The sequence below is a fragment of the Devosia sp. GW821-FHT12F11 genome, from assembly GCF_058806655.1.
Window position 1 is genome coordinate 85945 of sequence record NZ_JBXAPX010000008.1, and the last position, 23907, is coordinate 109851.

General features: G+C 65.0%; 23 protein-coding genes. 17 read left to right on the forward strand and 6 right to left on the reverse strand.

The annotated features are described in order from the left end of the window. The first annotated feature begins 7 nt into the window (after window positions 1–7). The 8 genes from AC1ROK_RS21870 (at window position 8) to nagA (ending at window position 7737) form a co-directional block, all read left to right on the forward strand. On the forward strand, window positions 8–541 hold the full coding sequence (locus AC1ROK_RS21870) for a hypothetical protein (protein ID WP_492850849.1): 534 nt from the start codon (window positions 8–10) through the stop codon (window positions 539–541). A 315-nt stretch (window positions 542–856) separates the two neighbouring features. Then, on the forward strand, window positions 857–2152 hold the full coding sequence (locus AC1ROK_RS21875) for an ABC transporter substrate-binding protein (protein ID WP_492850851.1): 1296 nt from the start codon (window positions 857–859) through the stop codon (window positions 2150–2152). Between the two features lie 238 nt (window positions 2153–2390). Further along, on the forward strand, window positions 2391–3254 hold the full coding sequence (locus tag AC1ROK_RS21880) for a carbohydrate ABC transporter permease (RefSeq protein ID WP_492850853.1): 864 nt from the start codon (window positions 2391–2393) through the stop codon (window positions 3252–3254). Between the two features lie 77 nt (window positions 3255–3331). Beyond that, window positions 3332–4126: a carbohydrate ABC transporter permease gene (locus tag AC1ROK_RS21885; RefSeq protein ID WP_492851317.1), complete on the forward strand. Its 795-nt coding sequence runs from the start codon at window positions 3332–3334 to the stop codon at window positions 4124–4126. Further along, window positions 4123–5001, forward strand: a complete 879-nt coding sequence (locus AC1ROK_RS21890) for an ROK family protein (RefSeq protein ID WP_492850855.1) — start codon at window positions 4123–4125, stop codon at window positions 4999–5001. Before AC1ROK_RS21885 ends, AC1ROK_RS21890 begins: the two co-directional genes overlap by 4 nt. Continuing rightward, window positions 4994–5740 carry a GntR family transcriptional regulator gene (locus AC1ROK_RS21895; RefSeq protein ID WP_492850857.1) on the forward strand — a complete coding sequence of 249 codons (747 nt, stop codon included), beginning with the start codon at window positions 4994–4996 and terminating at the stop codon, window positions 5738–5740. The genes AC1ROK_RS21890 and AC1ROK_RS21895 overlap by 8 nt, the downstream gene beginning before the upstream one ends. A gap of 24 nt (window positions 5741–5764) precedes the next feature. After that, window positions 5765–6559 carry a sugar isomerase domain-containing protein gene (locus AC1ROK_RS21900; protein ID WP_492850859.1) on the forward strand — a complete coding sequence of 265 codons (795 nt, stop codon included), beginning with the start codon at window positions 5765–5767 and terminating at the stop codon, window positions 6557–6559. A gap of 50 nt (window positions 6560–6609) precedes the next feature. After that, window positions 6610–7737: an N-acetylglucosamine-6-phosphate deacetylase gene (nagA, locus tag AC1ROK_RS21905; protein ID WP_492850861.1), complete on the forward strand. Its 1128-nt coding sequence runs from the start codon at window positions 6610–6612 to the stop codon at window positions 7735–7737. Window positions 7738–7765: 28 nt separating this feature from the next. Here nagA and AC1ROK_RS21910 read toward each other — a convergent pair whose 3' ends face one another. Continuing rightward, window positions 7766–8023, reverse strand: a complete 258-nt coding sequence (locus AC1ROK_RS21910) for a hypothetical protein (protein WP_492850863.1) — start codon at window positions 8021–8023, stop codon at window positions 7766–7768. Between the two features lie 149 nt (window positions 8024–8172). On the opposite strand from AC1ROK_RS21910, the gene AC1ROK_RS21915 reads away from it, so the two are divergent. From AC1ROK_RS21915 to AC1ROK_RS21925, 3 genes are read left to right on the forward strand one after another with little or no spacing between them, the layout of a single operon-like run. Beyond that, complete coding sequence (locus AC1ROK_RS21915) at window positions 8173–8985, forward strand: BtpA/SgcQ family protein (protein WP_492850865.1); 813 nt, start codon at window positions 8173–8175, stop codon at window positions 8983–8985. Further along, window positions 8985–10082, forward strand: coding sequence for a M42 family metallopeptidase (locus AC1ROK_RS21920; protein ID WP_492850867.1), 1098 nt, complete (start codon window positions 8985–8987; stop codon window positions 10080–10082). Before AC1ROK_RS21915 ends, AC1ROK_RS21920 begins: the two co-directional genes overlap by 1 nt. Beyond that, a complete protein-coding gene (locus tag AC1ROK_RS21925) occupies window positions 10079–11569 on the forward strand; it encodes an FGGY-family carbohydrate kinase (protein ID WP_492850869.1) in 1491 nt (496 codons plus the stop codon). The genes AC1ROK_RS21920 and AC1ROK_RS21925 overlap by 4 nt, the downstream gene beginning before the upstream one ends. 187 nt (window positions 11570–11756) lie before the next feature. Here AC1ROK_RS21925 and AC1ROK_RS21930 read toward each other — a convergent pair whose 3' ends face one another. The 4 genes from AC1ROK_RS21930 to AC1ROK_RS21945 all read right to left on the reverse strand — a co-directional run bounded on the left by AC1ROK_RS21930 (window position 11757) and on the right by AC1ROK_RS21945 (window position 16384). Then, window positions 11757–12692: a carbohydrate ABC transporter permease gene (locus AC1ROK_RS21930; RefSeq protein ID WP_492850871.1), complete on the reverse strand. Its 936-nt coding sequence runs from the start codon at window positions 12690–12692 to the stop codon at window positions 11757–11759. Next, window positions 12692–13786: a carbohydrate ABC transporter permease gene (locus tag AC1ROK_RS21935; protein WP_492850873.1), complete on the reverse strand. Its 1095-nt coding sequence runs from the start codon at window positions 13784–13786 to the stop codon at window positions 12692–12694. Before AC1ROK_RS21935 ends, AC1ROK_RS21930 begins: the two co-directional genes overlap by 1 nt. Before the next feature lie 93 nt (window positions 13787–13879). Beyond that, entirely contained in the window at window positions 13880–15514 is a 1635-nt protein-coding gene (locus AC1ROK_RS21940) for an extracellular solute-binding protein (RefSeq protein WP_492850875.1), read from the reverse strand. A gap of 417 nt (window positions 15515–15931) precedes the next feature. Continuing rightward, entirely contained in the window at window positions 15932–16384 is a 453-nt protein-coding gene (locus AC1ROK_RS21945; RefSeq protein ID WP_492850877.1) for an RbsD/FucU family protein, read from the reverse strand. A gap of 397 nt (window positions 16385–16781) precedes the next feature. Between AC1ROK_RS21945 and AC1ROK_RS21950 the strand changes: the two genes are divergently transcribed. From AC1ROK_RS21950 to AC1ROK_RS21975, 6 genes are all read left to right on the forward strand, one after another. Next, window positions 16782–17711 carry a glycosyltransferase family 2 protein gene (locus AC1ROK_RS21950; protein ID WP_492850879.1) on the forward strand — a complete coding sequence of 310 codons (930 nt, stop codon included), beginning with the start codon at window positions 16782–16784 and terminating at the stop codon, window positions 17709–17711. A gap of 61 nt (window positions 17712–17772) precedes the next feature. After that, window positions 17773–18831, forward strand: a complete 1059-nt coding sequence (gene rfbB / locus AC1ROK_RS21955; protein ID WP_492850881.1) for a dTDP-glucose 4,6-dehydratase — start codon at window positions 17773–17775, stop codon at window positions 18829–18831. Further along, the gene (gene rfbD / locus AC1ROK_RS21960) at window positions 18828–19721 is read left to right on the forward strand and encodes a dTDP-4-dehydrorhamnose reductase (protein ID WP_492850883.1); all 894 of its coding nucleotides are present in this window, start codon (window positions 18828–18830) and stop codon (window positions 19719–19721) included. The genes rfbB and rfbD overlap by 4 nt, the downstream gene beginning before the upstream one ends. After that, on the forward strand, window positions 19721–20602 hold the full coding sequence (gene rfbA / locus AC1ROK_RS21965) for a glucose-1-phosphate thymidylyltransferase RfbA (RefSeq protein ID WP_492850885.1): 882 nt from the start codon (window positions 19721–19723) through the stop codon (window positions 20600–20602). The genes rfbD and rfbA overlap by 1 nt, the downstream gene beginning before the upstream one ends. Beyond that, window positions 20602–21159, forward strand: coding sequence for a dTDP-4-dehydrorhamnose 3,5-epimerase (gene rfbC / locus AC1ROK_RS21970; RefSeq protein ID WP_492850887.1), 558 nt, complete (start codon window positions 20602–20604; stop codon window positions 21157–21159). The genes rfbA and rfbC overlap by 1 nt, the downstream gene beginning before the upstream one ends. A gap of 436 nt (window positions 21160–21595) precedes the next feature. Next, a complete protein-coding gene (locus AC1ROK_RS21975) occupies window positions 21596–22756 on the forward strand; it encodes a class I SAM-dependent methyltransferase (RefSeq protein ID WP_492850889.1) in 1161 nt (386 codons plus the stop codon). Between the two features lie 41 nt (window positions 22757–22797). Here AC1ROK_RS21975 and AC1ROK_RS21980 read toward each other — a convergent pair whose 3' ends face one another. Further along, window positions 22798–23856: a polysaccharide pyruvyl transferase family protein gene (locus AC1ROK_RS21980; protein ID WP_492850891.1), complete on the reverse strand. Its 1059-nt coding sequence runs from the start codon at window positions 23854–23856 to the stop codon at window positions 22798–22800. Window positions 23857–23907: the final 51 nt, after the last annotated feature.

Below are 23907 nucleotides of genomic sequence, written 5' to 3' on the forward strand. Positions count from 1 at the left end.
CACGCTCATGAAATCACTGTCAAAATTCGCCCTGGTCGGGCTGATCGCCATGTCGCCGCTCGTTGCCGCCAACCTGAGCGGCGCAGTCGCCGGCGGCCGCCCCGAAAGCCCCGGCAACTCGGAATCCGCGCATGAGAACGCCGGCAGCGAGCACAGCAACGGCAATGGCAGCCTCGCCTCCCAGGCTGGCGGCGGCAACGCGGCGCATGCTTCCGAGCAAGGGCTGGCGCATGCCAGCGACAAGTCGATGGTCGGCAAGGTTCGCGCCTATGCGGCCCTCGACGCCGCGGTGGAGTCGGGCGAGTTGCAGCAGGCCGTGACCGACGCGCAGGCTGACTTCGACGAAGCCTATCCGGACTTCGATGAACTGACGGAGGACGAACAGGCCGCAGCGCTGGATAGCCCCGAGGGGCAGGCGCTGGCGGACGCCCAGGCGGCGCTGGACGAGGCGGTCGGCGACCGGGATGCGGCGCTGGCGGCAATCACCAAGTCCGACGATCCGGCGGTCAAGGCGTATATCGACGCGCTGCTGGCCGACTGATTGACGAACCCGCGATGGGCCGGGTTGTCCGGCCTGTCGCCCCTAGCCCAGGGATGGCCGCCTCAGGGCGTGCAGCTGGCGGACCTCGGCCCCCTACCCCGCCCCCCTCGACATCAGCTCCTCCCCTGATAGCGCGCTCCGCCAAGGCTCGTCCGACTCCAGCCTGCGAGCAGTGATCCTCGACGCCGTGCCGGCGCCGCGGCCCGACTCATCCACAGCCACAGGCATACCTCTTGACCAATGTCGTTATAACGTCATAACTCTATGACGTCAGGGGAGCATAGAGCTCACTGGCGCCACAGGGAGAATTCAAACATGCAGCTGTTCCAGGCTTTCACGCGCTCCGCGGGGGCGGTCGCGGTCCTGCTTTCGAGCACCGCACTGGTCCAGGCCGCGGATGTGTCGTTCCTCACCCATTGGGCACCGGATACGGTGGCCAAGCTGGAGGCGGCCGCCGCGACCTACACCCAGGCCCACCCCGATACCAAGATCACCGTCCGCGCCGTGCCGTTCGGCGACCTGTTGACGACGCTCCGCACTTCGGGCGGCGGCGCCGGCGGGGCGACCATTGCCGGGATCTATGATGCCTGGCTGCCGGACCTCGCCAAGGACCAACTGGTGGCAGCGGTGCCGGAGGCGATCGCCGCCGACACCAAGGCCAACTGGCCGGCCGGCGTGATCGGCGCGGCTTCGATCGGCGGCGTGCTCTACGGCATCCCGAACGAGATCGACGTCTACGCGCTCAACTACAACAAGAAGCTGTTCGCGGAAGCCGGCATTGCCGAGGCGCCCAAGACCTGGGACGAATTCCTCGCGGCAGCCGAGAAGCTGACCGACAAATCCAAGGGCCAGCAGGGCTTTGGGCTGATCAACTCGTGGGCGGCGGGCGTCTTGCACCCGTTCTCGTCGCTGCTGGTTTCGAACGGCGGCGACCTGGTGGTTGATGGCAAGCCGGTGCTCGACAGCGAGGCGGCCAAGCAGACCTTCGAGCTCTACGAAAAGCTGATCAAATCGGGCTATTCCGACCCGGCAATGGCCACCGCCGACGCCAACACCACCGGACCGTTCCTCGACAGTTTCGTTTCCGGCAAGACCGGCATGATCATCATGGCGAACTGGTGGGAATCGGCGCTGAAGGCCGGCATGGGCGACAACTTCGCCGATATCGCCACGGCCCCGATCCCGGTGGGACCGTCGGGCGATACGGCGCGCTCGATCTCGTACTCCTGGATGACCGTGGTCAATGCCAAGGCTTCGGCCGAGGAACAGGCCGCGGCCTGGGATTTCCTCAACTGGCTCAACGGGCCGGAATCGGGTCCGAACGGCGCCTCGGCCATGGGCGATATCCTGATGTCGATGGGCATCCTGCCGTCGCGCACCTCTGACGGCACGGCGTTCGCCGACCGGCTGTCGAGCGATCCGTTCCTCAAGGGCTATACCGAGACGCTGGCCAGCGCCAAGGGCTTCCCGGTGGTGCTTGGCGGGCAGGAATTCTCGGAATCGCTGCAGAAGACGCTGGAAGCCATCCAGTTCGGCCAGCTCTCGGCCGCCGACGCGCAGGCGACGGCGCAGGCCGACGCCACCGAGATCCTCGAGCGTAACGCGAAGTAAGAACCAATGGAGGCGGCTCACGCCGCCTTCGCCAACACCGAGGTCAGAGATACCCCCGCCCCTGTCCCCTCCCCGCAAGGGGGAGGGAGACGCCAGAACACCTGCCGGTGCGTGACGAAAGCTCGCGAGCGCAGGTCACCTCCCCCCTTGCGGGGGAGGGGGTGGGGGGACTCTTTGAGCACCGGTACCAGAGACACTTTCTACCATGCACTCGACTCAGCACCGATCAGCGGTCTTCATGCTGGCGCCCGCGACCGGGTTGCTGGCGGTTTTCATCATCATTCCGATGCTGCTGACGATCTGGCTCAGCTTCCAGAACTGGTCGACGCAGACCGGGTTCGAGACGGCGACCTTTGTCGGCGTGCAGAACTTCATCGATATCTTCGCCAACAACTCGGTAGGCCGCGACTTCAAGGCGGCGCTGGTCAATACCGCGCTCTACACGGTTGGGTCGGTGGCGATCATCCTGCCGCTATCGGTGATGCTGGGGCTCTTGGTGCACCAGAAGATCGCGCCGGGCGGGGTGTTTCTCCGCACCGTGCTGTTCTCCACCTACATGGTGCCGATGATCGCAGTGGCGCTGGTGTTCTCAAAACTTTACTCGCCGACCGAAGGGCCGTTGAATCAGATTCTCGGCTGGGTCGGCATCCCGCCGCAGACCTGGCTGAGCGCGCCGCAGACGGCGCTGTTCTCGATCGTCATCCTCAATGTCTGGCAGCAGGTGGGCTATTTCACCGTGCTGGCGGTGGCTGGGCTGACGCAGATCCCGGATTCGCTTTACGAGGCAGCCAAGATCGACGGCGCCAACCCGATCCAGCGCTTCTTCTCGATCACCCTGCCGCTGCTCGGCAACACGCTGCTGTTCTCGTCGGTGATCGCCATCATCAACGCCGTGCAGGTGTTCGAGCCGGTGGCGCTGATCACCCAGGGCGGGCCGGTGAATGCCACCAACGTCCTCACCTATCACATCCGTCGCGTCGGCATCGAACGCGCGCAGGGCGGGCTCGGCTCGGCCATGGCGGTGACGCTGATGCTGTCGCTGGTGGTGGCGATCGCGCTGCTGTTCGCCTTCGCCCGCTCGCGGGAGGCAAAGTCCGCATGAACACCGCAGTTGCAGACCGCCGCCGGCTCGAGGGCCCACGCTTCAAGGCGACACCGGCCAGTGCACTGCTGGTGCTGATGATCATCGTGGTCGCGGTGATCGCCGCGTTTCCGCTGGCCTGGATGATCCTCACCAGCCTCAAGACGCCGCAGGAGACCATGCAGGTGCCGCCGGTATGGCTGCCCGGCGCGCCCAACCTCGACGCCTATACCCAGGTGGCCGAGGTGGTGAGCCTCGGACGCTCGTTCCTCAACTCGGCGGTGATCGCGGTGGTGACCACGGTCGCCATCATCGTCACCAGCCTGATGGCCGGATACGCCTTCGCCAAGTACGAGTTCCGCTACAAGGAGGCGCTGTTCGCGCTGTTGATCGCGACGATGTTCCTGCCGCCGATCGTGACGCTGATCCCGCTCTACCGGATCACCGGCAATCTCGGGCTCAACGCCAGCCTCGCCGGGGTGATCGTCCCCAACCTCGCCAACGCGTTCGGGATTTTCCTGATGCGGCAGTTCATCAAGGGTGTGCCCGATGAACTGATCGAGGCGGCGCGGGTCGACGGCGCGTCGGAGCTCAGGGTGCTGTTCCAGATCGTCGCGCCGGCCGTGATGCCGGCCATCGCGGCGCTGGTGCTGTTCGCCTTCGTCTACCACTGGAACAGCTATCTGTGGCCGCTGACGGTGCTGCAGGGGAGCGCCGACCAGTACCCGATCGTCATCTCGCTCTCGCGGCTCTTGAGCTACAACCGCGGCGCCATGAATACCGGCCTGGTAATGGCCGGTGCGACGCTCGCGGTGCTGCCGCCCGTGCTGCTGTTCGTGATCTTGCAGCGCTTCTTCGTCGATTCCGTCGTCAGTTCGGGGGTGAAGGGATGAGCACAATCCTCGCCATCGATCTGGGCGGCACGCGGTTCCGCGCCGGCGTCGCCGATCCGGGCGATCCGGCTTCCGTCCACGTGGTGGGCGAATGGGCGGCACCGCAGACGCTGGCGGCGTTCATGGAGCTGCTGACGCAACAGCTGGACGCGCACAGGGCGACGCGGCTGGGCCTCGGCATTCCGGGGCTGGCGCAAGGGACAGTGTGCCGCTGGGTGCCCAATCTCGGCTATCTCGACGGGCTGGACCTCGCGGCAGAGCTGCCTGATGTTTCGGTGGGGCTCGGCAACGACGCACAGTTCGCGCTCCTGGCCGAAGTTTCGGCCGGGTCGGCCAAAGGCCTGGAAGACGCGATCCTCCTCGCCATCGGCACGGGCATCGGTTCGTCCGTGCTGGCGGGCGGACGGATCGTCGCCGGCAATGGCGGCGCGGCCTGTTCGTTCGGCTGGGCGGCGGCGGACCTCCACGATCCGGGCGAGGACCGGAGCGGCTGGCTGGAGCGGCAGGCCTCGGGCCGGGCGCTCGATGCGGCGGCGCAGTCGATCGGATTACCTGATGGCGCGACGCTGGTGCGGGCGGCGCGCGGGCGCGATGCTGCAGCGATCGATGCACTGCGTCCCGGCATGCAGGCCCTCGGCACGGCGCTGGCCGGCGCGGTTGCGCTGCTCGCGCCCGAGGCCATCATTTTCGCTGGGGGCGTTGCGGCGTCGCTGGATGTGCTGCGGCCACTGCTGCTGCCGGCGCTGCACCGGCAATTGCCGCCGCACCTGAGATCAATCGATATCCGCCCCGGACAGTTCGGGCCGAAGGCGGGACTGGTGGGTGCGGCATTCGCCGGCGCCTATGGGCCGAACTGGAGGAATGGGCATGGATGAACCAAACGGTCTCATAAAGCCCGATCGGCGGCGACCGGAGCCGCTGTGGCATCAGGCCGAGATGGCGCTGCGCGAGCTGGTCGAGCGCGGCGAATGGAGCTCGGGCATGCAGATCCCCAACGAGGATCGGCTCGGCGAGATGCTGGGGATTTCACGCATCACGCTGCGCCATGCCCTGCGCAACCTCGAGGAAGCCGGGTTGCTGCGGCGCGAGCATGGGCGCGGCACGTTCGTGCGGTCGGCCACGGTCGTCGCCGGCGTGCGCGGGCTCACCAGCTTCACCGACGAAATGAAGACGCTGTCGCTGCAGGCCGGGACCCGGCTCATCGAAGCCAATCGCGTGCCGGCCGATGAAGAGATGGCCGACGCGCTGGAGATGGCGATCGGCGATCCCGTGGTGCAGCTCAAACGCCTCCGGCTTGGCAACGGCATGCCGATCGGCATCCAGACCAGCCACCTTCCGGAGGCGCGGGTACCCGGGCTGCTGGAGGACGCAGCGAACGTGCAGTCGCTCTATGGCTGGCTGAAGGAGCGCTGCGGCATCACCCCGGTGAAGGCCAAGGAAGTCTACCGCGTCGGCAGCGTCGCGGCGGCGGACGCCGAACTGATCCAGCTCACGGCAGGTACGCCGGCCTTCGAGGTCGAACGCATCGCCTACGACGCGAGAGGGCCGTTCGAATACGCCGTCTCCACCATGCGGGCGGACCGCTATGAGATCCGCTCCACTCTCTACGTGTAACGCTTTGTTCTGAAAGGCAAATCTATGTCCACTCTATATATCAGCAAGCTCGTGAAGATCGCCGAGGCGGCGGCCGCAGCGAATGCCGACGCCTTCGACAAGGCCTCGTCCGCGGTCGCGGAAACCCTCGCCAACAAGGGCCTGGTGCATCTCTACGGTTCGGGTCACTCGGTGCTGCCGGTGCAGGAGACCTATCCGCGCTATGGCTCGTATGTCGGTTTCAACCCGCTGACCGACCCGCGTGTGATGTGGCACAACATCCTCGGCGCCGGCGGCGTACGCGAGCTGCTGTGGCTCGAGCGCACCGAGAAGTACGCCGAGAAGTTCCTCGACCACCAGCCGCTGAACGCTGGCGACACCATCGTGATCTTCGGCCATTCCGGGTCGAACGCCTCGGGCATCGATACGGCGCTTTACGCCAAGGAGCGTGGGCTGACGGTGATCGCCATCACCGCGCAGTCGAACGCATCGAAGCCCGCGACGCACTCGTCGGGCAAGCGCCTGCCGCATGCCGCCGACATCGTCATCGACACCGGCTCGCCGGTGGAGGATGCGATCGTCAACATCAAGGGCTGGTCCCGTCCGGTGGCGGGCTCGTCGACCGTGCTTGCCATGATGATGATGCATGAACTCCTGGCCGAGAGCGCACAGAAGCTCGCCGATCGTGGCATCGAGCTGCCGGTATTCGCGTCGCCGACCATCCCGGGCGTGACGCTGCACGACACCGACATCATCTACGGCCAGTACCGCGAGCGCATGCTGGAAGCGCAGCAGAAGCACCTGCCGCAGTTCAAGAAGTCCATGGCCAAAGAAGGCTGATCGGACGTCCCGGGCGGAAGCTGACCCTGACGCCCGGGACACTCTCCAGGATGACCCAGACACTCAATGCTTACACCGGCGCCCGCATCTTCGATGGCGAGACGTGGCACGATGATGCCGCGCTTGTCGTCACTGATGGCGTCGTGCACTCCATCGGCGGCGCTCCAGCTGGCGCCACGCAGATCACTCTCGATGGTGGGGTGCTGGCGCCCGGGCTGATCGACCTGCAGGTGAATGGCGGCGGCGGGCACCTGCTGGGGCCCGGGACGAGCGCAGACGACCTGGCGATGGTTTGCGCTACCCATCGTGCGTTCGGCGTCACCGGGCTATTGCCGACGCTGATCACCGACACGGCGGCGGTCACCGATGCGGTGCTGGCCGCCGGAGCCGAGGCAGCGCGGCGGAGAGTGCCGGGCTTTCTCGGGCTGCATCTCGAGGGACCGCATCTATCACTGGCGCGGAAGGGTGCGCATGACCCGGCGCTGATCCGGCCAATGGATGAGACGGACCTGGTGCGGCTGGAGCGGGCGCGCGGCACCCTGCCCTATCTGCTGGTTACGGTGGCGGCCGAGACGGTGACGCCCGAGCAGATTGCCCGGCTGGTGCGCGCCGGCATTGTCGTCAGCATCGGGCATTCGGATGCCTCGTTCGAGGTGACCTCGGCGGCGATCCAGGCCGGGGCGAGCATGACGACGCACCTGTTCAATGCAATGAGCCAGATCGGCAATCGCGACCCTGGCGTGGTCGGCGCGGCGCTGCACCATGGCAGCGTGTGGGCTGGGCTGATCGCCGAGGGTATTCATGTCAACCCGGCGACGCTGGGCTTGGCGCTGCGGGCCAAGACCGGACCGGGCCGGATCTTCCTCGTGTCGGATTCGATGTCCCAGGCCGGCACCGACATGGCGAGCTTCGAACTCAACGGACGAACGATCTACCGCCGGGATGGTGCACTGCGGCTCGGCGACGGAACGCTGGCGGGGGCTGACCTGACGCTTGATGCGGCAGTGCGATATATGCACCTCAAGTTCGGGCTGGAGCTGGGCGAGTGCCTGAGGATGGCGTCGCTCTATCCGGCGCAGGCGATCGGGGCGAAGAGGTTGGGGCGGTTACGATCGGGTGATGCTGCCGATCTGGTCTGGTTCAGCGAGGGTTTGAAGGTTCGAGCTCTGCCCGGATAGCCTGTAACTCTTGCCAAGGCGCTTGGTCCTACTCCCGAAAACTGTAGCGTGGGGCGGTGTCGGGCTGCAGCAGGATGGCGCGCAGGTCGCTGTCGCCGGCGGCGTAGTCGACCGTGTCGGCCGGCGGCTTCGACATGGCCTGGACTCCGATCCAGCCGGCGACGAGCACGCCGACTAGAATGCCGGCGCCGGTGAAGCGGTATTTTCGGGCGCGCTTGGCGATCCGCCCGGGCAGCAGGAGCAGCCAGAACACTGGGATCAGCAGGAGGAGAAAGAGCAGTTCCATCTGGGGAACCTCGCACTCATTCCCGCATACCCTACCCGATCGTGGTTAAGGATTGGTGTGGAGCACGCTGGCGGCCCGCCTCGGGCCATAGACGCCGGGCGTTGCCGCTGCTACGCATAGGCGTCTAGTAAAGCGGTTTACAAGAAACAATGACAAGCAAATTCAAGACGGTGTTCGGCGACAAGAAGCCGGTGATTGCCATGGTGCATCTGGGGGCCCTGCCGGGCGCACCGCTGCACGACTACGAGGGGGGCGTGGAGGCCATCGTCGAGGGGGCCCGCAAGGACCTCGTGGCGCTGCAGGCCGCCGGGTTCGATGCCGTGATGTTCGGCAACGAGAATGACCGGCCGTATGAATTCAACGTCGATACCGCCTCGACGGCGACAATGGGCTACGTGATCGGGCGGCTGCGCTCGGAGATCACCGTGCCGTTCGGCGTCAACGTCCTGTGGGACCCGGAGAGCTCGATTGCGCTGGCAGCGGCAACGGGTGCGCGCTTCGTGCGCGAGATCTTCACCGGCACCTATGCCTCGGACATGGGGCCTTGGACCCCCGATGCCGGAAAGGCGATGCGCTACCGCGACCGGCTGGGTCGGCAGGACCTGGCGCTGCTCTACAACGTTTCGGCTGAGTTCGCCTATTCGCTGGACCAGCGGCCGCTGAGCGACCGGGCCCGCAGCGCGGTGTTCTCGTCGATCCCCGATGCGATCCTCGTCTCCGGCGCCATTACCGGCGAAGCGGCGAAGATGGTCGATCTTGAAGCCGTGAAGAAGGCGCTGCCGACAACGCCGGTGCTGGCCAATACCGGCGTGAAGCACGCCACGGTGGCGGACGTGCTCAAGGTTGCGGATGGCTGCATTGTCGGCTCGTCGCTGAAGGTCGATGGCGACACCTGGAAGGCAGTGGATGCCGACCGGGCAGCCGAGTTCATGCGGCTGGTCCGCGCGGCGCGGGGGTACTGATGAGCCTCAAGCAATGGGTGATCGATCTCATGCTCATTCCCGGGCTCTCCGGCTATGAGGGACGGGTCAGAAAATACCTGAAGGCGGCGATGGCGGGGCTCGGGATCACCTCGACCACCGACCGGCTGGGCAACCTGATCGCGACGCTGCCGGGCGACAAGGGCGCACCGAGCGTCATGCTGTTCGCCCATATGGACCAGCTCGGCCTGATCGTGAGGAAGATCGAGGCGAACGGCATGGTTCGCGTCGAGCGGCTGGGCGGCGTGCCGGAACGGGCGCTGCCGGCGCATGAGGTGATCTTCTGCATCGGCGAAGGCGCAGACGTGCCCGGGCTGATCGCGCACAAGAGCCACCATGCCACCTCGCAGGACGAAAAGTACAAAGTACTGCCCTACCCCGAGCTCTATATCGATGCCGGATTCAAGTCGGCGGCCGAGGTGCTGGCGGCAGGGATCGATGTGGGGACACCCATCGTTTACGCGCCGAAGGTGACCGAGCTCGCCAATGGGCGGATAGCCGGTACGGCCGTGGACGATCGCGCCGCCTGCGCGGTGATGATCGAGGTGGCGAAGGCGCTGGTCGAGGTCAAGAAACGGCCGACGGTGCATTTCGTCTTCTCGGTGCAGGAGGAGTTCAACCTCCGTGGGGCCGTGACGGCGGCCCAGGTGCTGATGCCCGACGTGGCGATCCAGCTCGACCTGATCCTCGCTACCGATACGCCCGACATGGCGGCGCGCGGTGACGTGAAGCTCGGCGGCGGGCCGGCGATCTCGCTCTACTCCTTCCACGGGCGCGGCACCTTGAACGGCACACTGCCGCATCCGGCGATGGTGAAGCTGTTCGAGGACAGCGCCGCGGCGAAACAGCTGCCGCTGCAGCGGAGCGCCCATATCGGGGCGCTGACCGATCTCAGCTATGTGCAGCTGGTCGGCCAGGGCGTCGCCTCGATCGATGTGGGCTTCCCGATGCGCTACTCGCATTCGTCGCTGGAGGTTTGCGACATGGCCGACCTCGAGCAGCTGACGACGCTGCTGGTGGAAGCGCTGCCGCGGATCGACAGCAAGTTCAGCCTCGATCGGGACGATTACATCGGATGAGGCACTATCTCGGCATCGATATCGGGACGTTTGAATCGAAGGGCGTGCTGGTGGATGCGGAGGGGCGGATCGTCGCCAGCGCCGCCCGGCCGCACAAGATGCTGGTGCCGCAGCCCGGCTGGGCCGAGCACCGGCCGCGCGAAGACTGGTGGGGCGACTTCTGCTTTCTGAGCCAGAAGCTGATCGCCGATAGCGGCGTGTCACCGGCAGACATCGTCGCGGTGGCGGCAAGCGCCATCGGCCCGTGCATGCTGCCGGTGGATGCCGAGGGCGAGCCGCTGATGAACGGTGTGCTCTACGGCGTCGACACCCGGGCGGCCAAAGAGATCGAGGAGCTGACGGCGCGGATCGGCGAGGACGTGCTGCTGAGCCGTTGCGGCAATGCGCTGACCAGCCAGTCGATCGGGCCAAAGATCCTGTGGCTGAAGCGGAACCGGCCGGAACTCTATGCCAAGACCGCCAAAATCCTGACCTCGACCACCTACATCGTCCACAAGCTCACCGGCCGCTATGTGATCGACCACTACTCGGCGGCCAACTTCTCGCCGCTCTACGACGTCGAGAAGCTTGAGTGGACCGACGAGCTGGCCGACGACATCATCGGGCTCGACAAGTTGCCTGAGGCGATCTGGACCACCGACATTGCCGGTACGGTGACGGAGGCAGCAGCTGCTGAGACAGGTCTCGCGGTGGGCACGCCGGTGACGACAGGCACGATCGACGCCGGCGCCGAGGCGCTGAGTGTCGGCGTGCTCGACAGTGGCGACATGCTGCTGATGTATGGCTCGACCATCTTCATCATCGAGATCACGCCGGTGCGAGTGCCGGATGCGCGGCTCTGGTACGCGCCGTGGTTCTTCCCCGGCAAGCACGCGGCGATGTCGGGGCTCGCGACCTCGGGGACGCTCAGCCACTGGTTCCGCGAGCAGTTCGCCAGGGAGCTCGACCCGGCGACTGCGGTGATGGCATTGGCGCTCGAGGCGGAGGGCTCACCGCCCGGCGCCAACGGGCTGGTGATGCTGCCCTATTTCTCCGGCGAGCGGACACCGATCCACGACACCGAGGCCAAGGGCGTGCTGTTCGGGATGAACCTGACGCATACCCGCGGCGATATCTACCGGGCGCTGTTCGAGGGCATCGCCTTCGGCACGCACCATGTGTTCGAAACCTATGCCGATGTGGGGCAGCCGCCCAAGGCGATCCTCGCAGCTGGCGGCGGCACCAAGAACAAGGTGTGGGCCCAGGCGACGTCGGACGTGTCGGGCCGGACGCAGATCGTGCGGCAGAAGACCGTGGGGGCGTCGTATGGCGATGCCTTCATCGCGGCGCTGGCGATCGGCGATGTGCAGCCAGACGACATCCGGACGTGGAACCCGGTCGACCACGAGATCACCCCGGACGAGAACCTCCGCGAACTCTACGAGCGGCGGTATCGGGTGTTCCGGGAGCTCTATGAGCGGAACAAGGATCTGATGCGGGGGCTTTAGCCCGGCATCGAGCTCTCGGCTCACCCCCTCCGAGCTTCGCTAGATCGCTTCGCTCTCAAGCTTCGCTTGCCTCCCCCATCAAGGGGGAGGTGGGGCCGGTATGCTGGGCCGGATGGTGCCCCAGCCACCGGCCAGCACCCTCCCCTTGACGGGGAGGGGTGCGAGTGTGGCGCCGGCGTTTCCGGGCCTACCCCTTCACGCTGCCGGCCGTCAGCCCGCGGATGATATAGCGTTCGAGCAGCACGCCGACGACGACCAGTGGGGCGATGGCGGCGGTGGAGAGGGCGGCCATGCTCCACCAGTTGATGCCCTGCGAACCGGTCTGGCTGGCGACCATCACGGGGAGCGTTTTCGCGCTGGAGCCGGTGAGAAGCGCGGCGAAGAAATACTCGTTCCAGCAGAGGATCAGGCTGAGAATGAAGGCCGCGACCATGCCGGGGAGCGCCATCGGCAGGATGATGCGGAAGAAGGTGCCCCAGGGACCCAGACCATCGACCTGCGCCGCCTCGTCGAGCTCGATCGGGATGGTGTCGAACTGGTCCTTCATGATCCAGATGACGATCGGCAGCACGGTCAGGGTGTAGAGCAGGACGAGGCCGATGATGCTGTCGAGCAGCGCCAGCTCGCGATAGAGCACGAGGAAGGGCAGCGCCAAGACGACCGGCGGCAGGATGAGCTGACTGAGAAAGAAGAAGCTCAGATCCTGGTTCTTCATCCAGAGGAACTTGTACTGGAAGCGGCTGAGGCCGTAGGCGGCGAGCGCGCCGATCAAGACCGCGAGGAACGAGGCGCCGAAGGCGGTGTAGACCGAGTTGAGGAAACGGCCGAGGAACTCGTCACGGACGGTCGAGACCTGCCCGATGGTATCGGGCGAGAGACCGAGCGAGCGCCAGCCCAGCCAGTTGGGCTGGAAATCCACCCATGGGATCAGGTGGCCGAGCTGCACGTCCTTGGCCACCTTCATCGAGGTGGTGATGGTCCAGTAGACCGGGAACAGCGAAACGAAGGCCCAGGCCACCAGCGCGGCGTAGATGCCGACCTTGCCGGCGACATGCTTCAGGCGCCGGGCACCAGCGCCGGCGTCGGCCGCGGTCGAGGCGGAGAGTGTTGCTTCGGCGGCCATCAGGTCATCCTCTGCATGTGCTTGCGCAGGAACTTCAGCAGCAAGGTGATGAAGATCACGATCAGCACGAGATAGAACATTGCGAGCATGGTGCCGTAGCCGACATTCGAGCGGTCACGGTACTCGCGATAGATGAAGCTCGAGACGCTGTCGGTGGCGCCGCCGGGACCGCCCGAGGTGACAGTGATGATGATGTCGGCGAGCTTGAGCTTGAAGATGATGCGCAGGACGATCGCGGTGATCGAGACAGGCAGCATCAGCGGGAAGATCACCTGCCAGAAGCGCTGCCAGGGCGAAGCGCCATCGACCTTGGCGGCCTCGATCACCTCCTTGGGCATGGCCTGCAGGCCCGCCAGCAGCAGGATCATCACGAACGGGATCGACACCCAGGCATCCATCGCCTCGATCCACAGCCGGGCGATCCAGGGGTCGGTGAAAAAGCTCGGATTGTTGAAGCCCAGCCAGCGAGCGAAGCGGGCCACGGGTCCGAAGCGGTATTCGAGCATCGACTTGCCGACCATCCAGCTGACGGCGACCGGCGACAGCATCAGCGGAATGAGGAAGACGACGCGCCAGAACTTGCGAGCGCGGATCTCGGCGTTGAGCAGCAGGGCGAGGCCGAAGGCGACGGCATACTCGACGAGCACGAACAGCACGTAGATCACCATGTTGCGCATGGCGTTCCAGTAGAACGGGTCGCGGACCAGCTGCACCAGGTTGTCGAAGCCGTTGAACTTCTGGCCGGTCAGTGAGGCGAGGTTCCAGTCGGTGAAGGCGATGGACAGGCCGAACAGGGTCGGGAAGATCGCCATAGCCGCGGTGAACAAAGCTGCCGGCAGGATGAACAGCGCCTTGAGTCCTGCCTCGCCCCGCACCATGACCATGCCGGCGCCGAGCGCCACCGACCAGAGCAGGAAAGCGTAGAGCGTCGGGCGCCAGTCCTTGAGACCGAGCGGCAATATGCCGGCGGAGTTGAGCGCCTGGAGCAGGCCGACGGCGAGGAAGAGAACGGTGGCAGCGGCGATGAGTGCCCTGCCCCCGTCCTTGCGGCGACGCGAGACGGCGCCGTAGCTCGGTGATTCAGTCAACGCCATCCACGCCTCTTGGACAGTTCTCGTTCGGAACTAAATCGGCTGGTGACGGTCCGCCACCAGCCGTGGATTGTCAATCGCGCGACGCGCGCGGCACTACATGCCGAGCGATGCCTTGTAGAGCTTGATCTGGTTGTCGCGACCGATCTGGTCGGTGATCTTCTCCCAGGCAGCGGCGATGGCGTCGGCGGTTTCCTGGGCGCCGGCGTACTGGCCGTTGATGCCCTTCACCAGTTCGTCCTCGGCGATCGAGTAATACTGGAAGATGCCGGGGATACGGGGCTCGATGGCAGCGTTCGGGTGATTGTAGCTGTCGAGGTTGGAACCGAGGTAATCCTCGACGAAGGCGCGATCATAGCCGGCAGCCACCCACTCATCGTACTGGAAGTGCGAGTTGCGGTAGGGCTGGAAGCCGGACGGATAGGCCGCAGTCCACAGCGAGATGTCCTTGCCGCCCAGATGTGCGGCGGCGGACCAGGCGGCCTTGCGCTTCTTCTCGTCGCCGGAGACGCGGCTCGTGACGTACACGCCCCAGCCGATATAGGCCATGTTGGGAGCGAAGTTCTCTTTCTCCTCCCAGGCGCTGGTCTTGGAGTTGTAGACCTTCTTGGCGCCGGGGTTGATCGAGAAGCCGACCACATCGCCGACCACCGAGGTATCGGAGGTGCGGGCGTTGGAGCCGACGTCGCCCCACCAGGTCAGCGCCGCGCCGGTGCCGCCGAGGAACTGCGAGAACGCCGTGGCGTTCGGATCGGCATTGAGCTGATCGGGCGGATAGGCGTTGGCCTTCACCAGGTCGAGCACGTCCTGGATGGCCTGCACCCAGGCCGGGTTGTTGACCCGCGGCTTCATGGTGTCGGGGTCGAACAGCCAGGCCGGATCGTCCGGATGCTTGGCGTAGGCGGCCGCACGATCCTCGAGGAAGTAGAAGCCGAAGCCACCCCACTGGTACTTCAGCGGATCGATGAAGCCGTAAGCCGGGGTTCCGGTGATCGGATCGTTCTTGCCGGCGAGAGCCGTGGCCAGCGCCGGGAAATCTTCCCAATGCGTCGGCACATCGGCCATGCCGCTGATCGAGCCATCGCCGAAATAGTCCTTGCGGTAGGCGAAGGTGTGGCAGTCGCCGTCGATGTTGATGCGGTAGGTCTTGCCGTCCCAGGTGCCGACCGGCGCCTTGAGGTAGTTCACCAGATCATCGGCCTCGATCTGGGTCTTCACCCAGTCCGGCATCTCGTCGAGCAGGCCCTTGCCGGCGGTGTCGCCCTCGAACGGCGCGCCCATCTCGACGATGTCGAAATCGACGGTGCCGGTGGCGATCGACTGCTGCAGGCGCGGGTTATAGTCGGCCTGGGCAAGATCGATCCAGTTGATCTTGGCGCCGGTATAGGCCTCCCACGGCTTCAGGAAGCCGCGGAACAGGAAGTTGTGCAGGTTCTGGTTGTTGAGCCCCATGAAGGTCAGCTCGACGCCGGCAAACTCGCCCTCGGCGACGTTGGCCTTGGTGGCGGCGAGGCAGAGTTCACCGACCTTCTGCCAGTCGGCATCGGTGGGCGAGCCCTTGCCGACGCCGGGGATCTGCAGGATCTGGGCGCGCACACTGTCCTGAGCCAGAGCGCGGCCGGCGAACGTGCTGCTGAGCGCAGTGCCCGCCGCGAGCGCGGCAGCGCCCTTCATGAAGCTGCGGCGGTTCGCCTGCATGGCCGCAACCCGGTTGTAGAGTTCGAGTTTCACGTCTGTTCTCCCTCAAAGCCGCTCCAGCGGCGTTGTCGCCTCCGCGCCGGCGCTCGATCGGAACTGAACGTGCAGGTCGGGCCGCGCCACGGCGCAACCCAAGTCCCTCAACCCCTGCCGACGTCCCTCCCCAGGGAGCGCTCCCTTATGTGCGGGATGCTGACGAATGGTATGGAGCTGACATGTTAGGAGTCAACACGTTAGCGATGGCGCCGAGCGCTGGTAGCGCACAAAGTAGGGCTTGCATTCATTAGTAAGCAATGTGTGCTTTCATCAGTGAATGCACAATTTCGGCTGGGGCGCCTCCCGGCTTTGCTGGCTCGGTGGGCGCTCCAGGTGTTTTTCTGGTCACGCTTTCGAACCGGAAAAGTCTGCAATCCCCGCCTTCGCGGGGACAGGCTTTTTCCTGAAAGCGCTTCAGGCCTCGGGTGGCAGCACACCCTTCTTGAGGATGAAACAGCCGTAGAAGCGGCGCTCTCCGGTCTGGATCACCGCATAGGCGTGCTTGGCCGCCTCGTAGAAGGCGAAGCGTTCGATCGAGCCCATCGGTGAAGGCTTGCCCTCGGCCTTGTCGATCGCCGCCTGCACCTCCTGCTGCACCGGCGGCACCTCGTCGGGCTTGCCGACAATTTCCATGCGCAGCGCCGGATGGGGCACGAAGCTGTCGAGCGGCAGCAGCGACAGGATCGCCTCAACGGCGCGGCCGGCGGTGACGTTCTCGAGCTTCAGCAGCTTGCCGTAGATGGTCTGGCGAGCAATCGAGTCCGAGGGAAAGTTCATATCGGCGATAACAAGATCGTCGCCGTGCCCCATGGATTTGAGCGCGTGCAGCACGTCGGCATTCAGAACGGGATCGAGCCCCTTGAGCATGATTTCCTCCTCCAAGGATGAGGCTGATTAGCATGGGTGGAGGCGGGTGTGCATCCCGTCGCAGGGGTGCGCATTTCCAACTCCTCGTCAGCCTCCGCAAGTCTCTTGGCTGCAACGCCGCAGCTTGGAGCTGTGCTCAAGACAATGCCGATTCGACAACGCGTCGGCGGCAAAGCTTTGAGCTTGCACGCGAAAAGTCTCTCCAAGCAAAGCCGCTTGATCATTCAGTCGCGCTGGCTATGGTGCACGGCGCAGTCGTCAGTGTGGACCGTCGACAATGCCCGGCTCCTTGGGGCGGGGACTTTGAAGGTTATGTGGTTATGCGGCGCAGACATTTCGGTCTTCGCGCATATCGGTTTGTTGTGAACTGGTGTGCGATGAACGGGGACCGCGGACGATGACAGCGGCTGGGGGGCGGCTGGCAGTGCTGATGGCGACCTACAACGGCGCCAGGTATCTCGATGAGCAGTTGCGCTCGGTCGATCAGCAGGCTTGGCCCATGATTGACGTCTGGGTGTCGGATGACGGCTCAACTGACGGGACGCCTGTCGCGCTGGAGCGGTGGGCCGTGTACTGGAGCAAGGGCGATTTCATCCGCTTGCCCGGCCCGGGCCGCGGTTTTTCTGACAACTTCCGATCGCTGCTGACCAATCCCGAAGTCGATGCGGACTACGTGGCGTTCTGCGATCAGGATGACGTCTGGCTGGCGGAAAAGACCCAGGTCGCCGTGGCGGCGCTGGAGCCCCATGGTTGCCGGCCGGCGCTCTATTGCGCGCGGACCATCATTACTGACGCCGAAGGGGAGGAACTGTCGCGTTCGCCGCTGTTCCGCCGCCCGCCGGATTTCGCCAATGCGCTGGTGCAGAACATCGGTGGCGGCAACACCATGGTGCTCAACCGGGCGGCGCACGAGCTGGTGCGCAAGGCGGCTGCGCGGACGGATTTCATCAGCCACGACTGGTTCGCCTACCTGATCGTCGCGGGCGCCGGCGGGCACGTCACCTATGACGAGACCCCGCATGTGCGCTACCGGCAGCATGGCAGGAACCTCGTCGGCTCAAACCAAGGTTGGAGGGCCCGGTTCAGCCGGATCAAGGCGGCATTCGGTGGCCGCTTCACGCTGTGGAATGACGGCAACGTGGCGGCGCTCGACGCCTGCGGCGACCTGCTTACCCCAGCGGCAGCGGAGATCTTCGATCGGTTCCGCCAGGCGCGCTCGGGGCCCCTGCCCGATCGACTGGTGAACCTCTGGCGTTCCGGCGTCTACCGGCAGACCGCGCTGGGGCAGGTGTCGCTCTATGCCGCGGGCCTGCTGGGCAAGCTCTGACGCGGTGGCAGATCATGGGTATTGCGGCTAAGGTCCGCCGGCGGAAGGAAACTGCAAAGAGATGACTATCCTGGTGACCGGCGGCGCCGGCTTCATCGGCTCGAACTTCGTGCTCGACTGGCTGGCCGCCAACGACGAGCCGGTGGTGACGCTAGATGCGCTGACCTATGCGGGCAATCTCGCCAATCTTGCCTCGCTGGATGGCGACAGCCGACATCATTTTGCGCGCGGCTCGATCGGGGACGGCGCCTTGGTCAGTCGTTTGTTGCGCGCGCATGATGTGCGGGCAGTGGTCAACTTTGCCGCGGAGAGCCATGTCGACCGGTCGATTTCGGGCCCGGCCCCGTTCTTCGAAACCAACGTGATGGGCACACTCCACCTGCTCGAAGCGGTGAAGGCGTATGTCGCCGGGCTCGATCAAGAGAAACGGCGGGACTTCCGGTTCCTGCATGTCTCGACCGACGAGGTCTATGGCACGCTGGAGCGGGACGAAGCACCGTTTGCCGAGACCAACCCGTACAAGCCGAACAGCCCCTATGCGGCATCCAAGGCCTCGTCGGATCACCTGGTGCGGGCCTATCGCGAAACCTATGGCCTGGCCACGATCGTCACCAACTGCTCGAACAATTACGGACCGTTGCAGTTCCCTGAGAAACTGATTCCGCTGATCATCCATAACGCGTTGAACGGCAAGGCTTTGCCGATCTATGGCGATGGGCTGCAGGTGCGGGACTGGCTGTATGTCGGCGACCACTGTTCGGCGCTGCGCCGGGTGCTCGATGCCGGCGTGCCCGGCGAGACCTACAATATCGGCGGCGACAACCAGAAGACCAATATCGAGGTTGTGCGCACCATCTGCGCGCTGCTCGATGTCAGACGCCCGCGTTCAGACGGTGCGAGTTACGCAACGCAGATCACCCATGTGACCGACCGGCCCGGTCACGATCGACGCTACGCGATCGACCCCACCAAGCTCGCCGGCGAGCTCGGCTGGCGCCCGGCGGAGGCGTTCGAGGGTGGGCTCGCGAGGACGGTCGACTGGTACCTTGCCAATGAGGCCTGGGTCGCCGACGTGACCAGCGGCGCCTACCGCGAATGGGTGGCGAGGCAGTACGGATGAGACTGCTGATCCTTGGGCGCGACGGACAGGTCGGCACGGCGCTGACCCAGTTATTGGCGCCGCTCGGCACCATCGTTGCACTCGGTCGCGATGGTGCGGACCTCGCGCATCCCGACGCGCTGGCGAGAGTCGTCGACGGCGAGCAGCCCGACGTGATCGTCAATGCCGGCGCATATACCGCCGTCGACAAGGCCGAGAGCGAGCCCGAACTGGCGCATCTGGTGAACGCCGACGGGCCGGCCGCACTGGCCCGTGCGGCGGGGGAGCGCGATGCCTGGCTGATCCACTATTCCACCGACTATGTATTCGATGGCGAAAAGTCGGAACCCTATGTCGAGGATGACGCCACGGCGCCTCTCAATGTCTACGGCGCGACCAAACGCGCCGGCGAGCTGGCTATCAGTGAAGCCGGCGGCAAGCACCTGATCTTTCGGACCAGTTGGGTGCACGCGCCGGGCCGCAACAACTTCATCGCCAAGATTCTGGGCCTGGCGCAGAGCCGCGACGAACTCAAAGTGATCGACGATCAGGTCGGGGCACCGACCAGCGCCCGGCTGATTGCCGAGGTGACAGCCCGCGCGCTCCAGCAGATCGCCCACGACCGGCCGCTCGCGAGCGGCATCTACCACCTGACGGCGGCCGGGGAGACGAGCTGGCACGGCTACGCGCGCTACGTCGTCGCCGAGGCGCTGAGGCGCGGCGTGACGCTCAAGGTCGCGCCGGAGCGGGTACTGCCGGTACCTTCGACCGCGTTCCCCTCGCCGGCCAGGCGGCCGCACAATTCCCGCCTTTCTACCCATAAGCTGCGCAACGCGCTCGGCATCGACCTGCCTGACTGGCAAGCCGACGTACTGGGAACGCTCGACACCCTTCTCCCGGAGACCACCTGATGACCCGCCGCGGCATCATTCTCGCCGGCGGCGCTGGAACGCGCCTCCATCCCGCGACACTGACCGTGTCCAAGCAATTGCTGCCGGTCTACGACAAACCGATGATCTACTATCCGCTGTCGACACTGATGAGCGGCGGCATGCGCGAGGTGCTGGTGATCTCGACGCCCCAAGACCTGCCGCGGTTCCGCACGTTGCTCGGCGACGGCCGGCAGTGGGGGATGGAGCTGAGCTACGTGGTGCAGCCGAGCCCGGACGGGCTGGCACAGGCGTTCATTCTTGGAGCGGATTTCGTCGAGAGCCGGCCCTCAGCGCTAATCCTCGGCGACAATATCTTCTTCGGCCATGACCTGCCAAAACTGCTGCAAGGTGCCGATCTGCAGGCGCATGGCTCGACGGTGTTCGCCTATCACGTGAACGATCCCGAACGGTATGGCGTCGTGGAGTTCGATTCTGCCGGCGCGGCGATCTCGATCGAAGAGAAGCCAAAGCTGCCGAAATCCAACTACGCCGTCACCGGGCTCTATTTCTACGACGAGCAGGTGGTGGAACTGGCGCGCGGACTGAAACCATCGCCACGCGGCGAGCTGGAGATTACCGACCTCAACCGTCTCTATCTCGAACGCGGCGCGCTGAGCGTGCAGCGCATGGGGCGCGGCTTCGCCTGGCTCGATACCGGCACGCATGACTCGCTGCTCGAGGCCGGGCAGTTCATCGCTACGCTCGAGAAGCGGCAAGGCTTCAAGGTCGCCTGCCCTGAGGAAATCGCCTGGCGCAATGGCTGGATCGACGATGAAGCGCTGGCGCGACTCGCAGAACCACTCAAGAAGAGCGGCTACGGCATGTACCTAATGGCTCTGCTGCGTGAGGGGCGAGGCTGATGAACGTCCAGCGATTGGGCATCGATGGGTTGATGGTGTTCGAGCCGCGCGTCTTCGAGGACGAGCGCGGCGCATTTTTCGAGAGTTATAACGAGGCGAAGTTTCGCGAGGCGACTGGCTTTACTGGCAGCTTCGTGCAGGACAACCACTCGATCAGCCACAAAGGCGTGCTGCGCGGGCTGCATTACCAAGTGCCACCGCATGCGCAGGGGAAGCTCGTGCGGGTGGTGGCGGGCGCAGCATTCGATGTGGCAGTGGACATCCGCCCGGGCTCGCCGACCTTCTGCAATTGGGCGGGGGTGGAGCTCAGCGCGGCAAACCGCAAGCAGTTCTGGATCCCGGCGGGGTTCGCGCACGGCTTCCTGGCGCTCGAGGACGGGACGGAGTTCTTGTACAAGACGACGGATTTCTGGCACGCGGCGAGCGAGAGGAGCATCCGGTGGGATGATCCGCAGATTGGGGTGGCATGGCCGCTGGAGGGGGTGCCGGTGGTTTCGGAGAAGGATGCGGGGGCCGGCCGTTTTTCTTGCCTCCTCCCACCGGGTTTGTCGCGGTGACGGCCCCTTTGCTTGCTACCGGCGAATTCAGCTTCGCTCGGTACGTGCGGGACATGCTCCGTCGAAGACCCGATGACGTTTGCTGAGGCGCTAGTCTTGCATATCAACGTCACGGAGATAGCGTCCGGGGCCAAGCGGATACGCGTGACCTCGACAGCGGACCACAACGCCAACCACCAACTTGTTTCTGGCAGGCAACCTCATGGATCTCCTCGCCGGATGTTCGAGTTCGGCGACGTGAAGTACTTCCAGTTTGGCGCGAACGATGCGAACGCGGCACGGCGCCGCTTGTCCATGCTATCGCCATTGGCCTGTCGGTCCGGGAGTTGCCCCCGGAGATGCCCACCCCGCGAGCACGCATCAACCGGCCACTCTCGGACTTGCCTGTTCGTGTCCGTCTCTATAGCTGATGGCAGGTGCACCTGGGAGTTGGGTTTTGAGCTACGCAAAGCAGATCGAACAGCAGATCGCCCAGTATGCCGAGACCATAAACATGCACGACCTGCCGGCGATTTTTCATCGCTGGTCGGAGCGGCACTACGGCCCGGGCCTGCGCGCCGTTTTTGGGGTAGATACGATCGACGCCGCGTACGCCCTGGCCTGTCGCGAGGCGATGCCGGCAAACCGGACACTGAGCATTTACAGCATTGGGTGCGGGGACGGCCAGGTCGAGATGAGGCTGGCCCGGGCGCTGCTGGCGGAGGGCATATCCGATTTCCAGATCATTGCCGCTGACCTGTCCCCCTATTTGCTGGGGCGGCTGTCTGCCTCGCTGCGCGAGGACTCCGCCCTCGCAAGTCGGATCACGCCGCTCGAAGCCGATCTGAACGACCTTCGCTTCGACCGACAGCACGACGTGATCATGGCGAACCACTCGCTGCATCACATCGTCAACCTGGAGGGCGTTTTCGAGGCGTCCTACAACGCTCTTACCGACAAGGGCATTTTTGCGACTGCCGACATGATCGGTCGTAACGGCCATATGCGCTGGCCAGAGGCCGCTGTAATCCTCAAGGCGTTCTGGCCGCTGCTCAGGCTCGACCAGCGGTACCACGTGCAGCTGAAGCGCCTCGAAGCGGAGTTTCTGGACCACGACTGTTCGAACGAAGGCTTTGAGGGCATCCGCGCCGAAGACATCCTGCCGCTGATGAACGCACGGTTCCACGCTAAGCGCTTCTTCGGCACGGGCGGCATCGTCGACCCGTTTATCGACCGGGGCTTTGGTCATCACCTCAATCCGCAAGATGAGCGCGACGTCGCACTGGTCGACTGCATAGGGCTCGTAAACGACGTCCTGCTGGACCTGGGCGCAATCAAGCCAACGCAGATGATGGCGCATTTCAGCAAGGACGCGTCGGTCAGCGAGGCCTTCTACCGGACCCGCAGCGCGCATGCCTCGGTCAGGAGCAGCCTGCCGAAATGGAGTGAGCCGTATATCGCGGAAGCTGCCGTGAGGCCTGCGACCGAGCTACGAGCCACCCAGGCGCCGGCAAGTGGCCCGGCATCGGCCGCTGCACACCCGTCTCGACCGACGATTGCCCGTCGAATAGCCAACAAGGCAATGTCGGCGATCCGACGCACGCTTCGTCGCGCCTGAGCTGCGAACAGTGCCCCGGCACCTCAGGGCGGATGATCGAGCTAGGCCCGCAGCAGCGTATGCGTATAGGTGTTCAGCATCTCGGATGCGAAGCCGGCAAAGCTCCGCACCTGCTGCTGGTGCCGTTGTGCGACCGCCAGCCTGTCGGGCACCTGTGACCACATCGTCGTGCGAAACTGCGGAATCCCCATCATCTCGAACAGCTCACGGAACTTCTGATCATTGGATGGCGGATAGACCAGCACCGCCGGGCGCCCCGCGGCCATGGCGGTGATCGCACCGTGCATGCTCTGGCCGACAAACGCCGCAGCACCCAACAGGATTGCCCCCCGCTCCTCGTAGGAACGTTCCGAACCCACGACGGAAAAGCGTCCGCCAGCCTGCTCGTTGATCCGGTGCAGATCTCGGCTATCGTCCCAGCAGTCGGTAATCCCCATGAGCACAATGTCGCAATGGTTCGCTGCCTCAATCTCGCACAGCACGGAGGCAATCATTCCGGTATCGTACTCTCCCAAGCCCGGTATCGCCTGCACGACGATGTAATCACGCTCGGAGCTCGAGAAACCGCTGTGGTCGCGCCAGCCTTCGTGGTTGGCCAGTTCGGGAATGGCCCATCCAAGGTCGGGAATGACGACGGGGCTTCTGCCGAGGTCGGCCATGATCTTTGCCGAGTGCCTGCCCCGCACCGAGACGTGCGTGAGCTTGCGCAATGCGCGCGAGACACTGTCCTGGGATTCCGCCGTCGGTGGCGGCACGCCGAGGCCAATCCATAGCCGCTGATCGGCTTTTGCGTGCGCAACACCAAACACCACGTCGGTCGGGCTCGCGATGCTGTTCAAGCCACCTCTCGAGAAGATATCCCGCAGCATCGTATCGTAGCGGTGGACGACCTCGCCGCCGGCCATCAACGCGATATCGAAGGAACCAGACACTTCATCAAGCCGCACGCTCGGCAGGGACCCAAACGATGATCCGGTCGAGGATGCGTAGGTGATCTCCACGGCTGGATGGACCCGCTCCAACAGCATCGCCACAATCCTTGGGAACAGCACGTCTCCATAGTTGTTAACGTCGCCGTAGTGTTGCACCAGAACCCGCATAAAAACCTCCGTGCACGCAGTCAGTGATTTGTTGTGAAAGGCCCTGAAGGC

What these genes read in the sequence shown, in the direction of transcription:
- rfbB (WP_492850881.1), top strand. Translation starts at nt 17,773, where the DNA reads ATGACTATCCTGGTGACCGGCGGCGCCGGCTTCATCGGCTCGAACTTC.
- rfbA (WP_492850885.1), top strand. Translation starts at nt 19,721, where the DNA reads ATGACCCGCCGCGGCATCATTCTCGCCGGCGGCGCTGGAACGCGCCTC.
- AC1ROK_RS21950 (WP_492850879.1), top strand. Translation starts at nt 16,782, where the DNA reads ATGACAGCGGCTGGGGGGCGGCTGGCAGTGCTGATGGCGACCTACAAC.
- AC1ROK_RS21930 (WP_492850871.1), bottom strand. Translation starts at nt 12,692, where the DNA reads ATGGCCGCCGAAGCAACACTCTCCGCCTCGACCGCGGCCGACGCCGGC.
- AC1ROK_RS21935 (WP_492850873.1), bottom strand. Translation starts at nt 13,786, where the DNA reads ATGGCGTTGACTGAATCACCGAGCTACGGCGCCGTCTCGCGTCGCCGC.
- AC1ROK_RS21900 (WP_492850859.1), top strand. Translation starts at nt 5,765, where the DNA reads ATGTCCACTCTATATATCAGCAAGCTCGTGAAGATCGCCGAGGCGGCG.
- nagA (WP_492850861.1), top strand. Translation starts at nt 6,610, where the DNA reads ATGACCCAGACACTCAATGCTTACACCGGCGCCCGCATCTTCGATGGC.
- rfbC (WP_492850887.1), top strand. Translation starts at nt 20,602, where the DNA reads ATGAACGTCCAGCGATTGGGCATCGATGGGTTGATGGTGTTCGAGCCG.
- AC1ROK_RS21880 (WP_492850853.1), top strand. Translation starts at nt 2,391, where the DNA reads ATGCTGGCGCCCGCGACCGGGTTGCTGGCGGTTTTCATCATCATTCCG.
- rfbD (WP_492850883.1), top strand. Translation starts at nt 18,828, where the DNA reads ATGAGACTGCTGATCCTTGGGCGCGACGGACAGGTCGGCACGGCGCTG.
- AC1ROK_RS21980 (WP_492850891.1), bottom strand. Translation starts at nt 23,856, where the DNA reads ATGCGGGTTCTGGTGCAACACTACGGCGACGTTAACAACTATGGAGAC.
- AC1ROK_RS21875 (WP_492850851.1), top strand. Translation starts at nt 857, where the DNA reads ATGCAGCTGTTCCAGGCTTTCACGCGCTCCGCGGGGGCGGTCGCGGTC.
- AC1ROK_RS21895 (WP_492850857.1), top strand. Translation starts at nt 4,994, where the DNA reads ATGGATGAACCAAACGGTCTCATAAAGCCCGATCGGCGGCGACCGGAG.
- AC1ROK_RS21920 (WP_492850867.1), top strand. Translation starts at nt 8,985, where the DNA reads ATGAGCCTCAAGCAATGGGTGATCGATCTCATGCTCATTCCCGGGCTC.
- AC1ROK_RS21910 (WP_492850863.1), bottom strand. Translation starts at nt 8,023, where the DNA reads ATGGAACTGCTCTTTCTCCTCCTGCTGATCCCAGTGTTCTGGCTGCTC.
- AC1ROK_RS21915 (WP_492850865.1), top strand. Translation starts at nt 8,173, where the DNA reads ATGACAAGCAAATTCAAGACGGTGTTCGGCGACAAGAAGCCGGTGATT.
- AC1ROK_RS21870 (WP_492850849.1), top strand. Translation starts at nt 8, where the DNA reads ATGAAATCACTGTCAAAATTCGCCCTGGTCGGGCTGATCGCCATGTCG.
- AC1ROK_RS21885 (WP_492851317.1), top strand. Translation starts at nt 3,332, where the DNA reads ATGATCATCGTGGTCGCGGTGATCGCCGCGTTTCCGCTGGCCTGGATG.
- AC1ROK_RS21945 (WP_492850877.1), bottom strand. Translation starts at nt 16,384, where the DNA reads ATGCTCAAGGGGCTCGATCCCGTTCTGAATGCCGACGTGCTGCACGCG.
- AC1ROK_RS21925 (WP_492850869.1), top strand. Translation starts at nt 10,079, where the DNA reads ATGAGGCACTATCTCGGCATCGATATCGGGACGTTTGAATCGAAGGGC.
- AC1ROK_RS21890 (WP_492850855.1), top strand. Translation starts at nt 4,123, where the DNA reads ATGAGCACAATCCTCGCCATCGATCTGGGCGGCACGCGGTTCCGCGCC.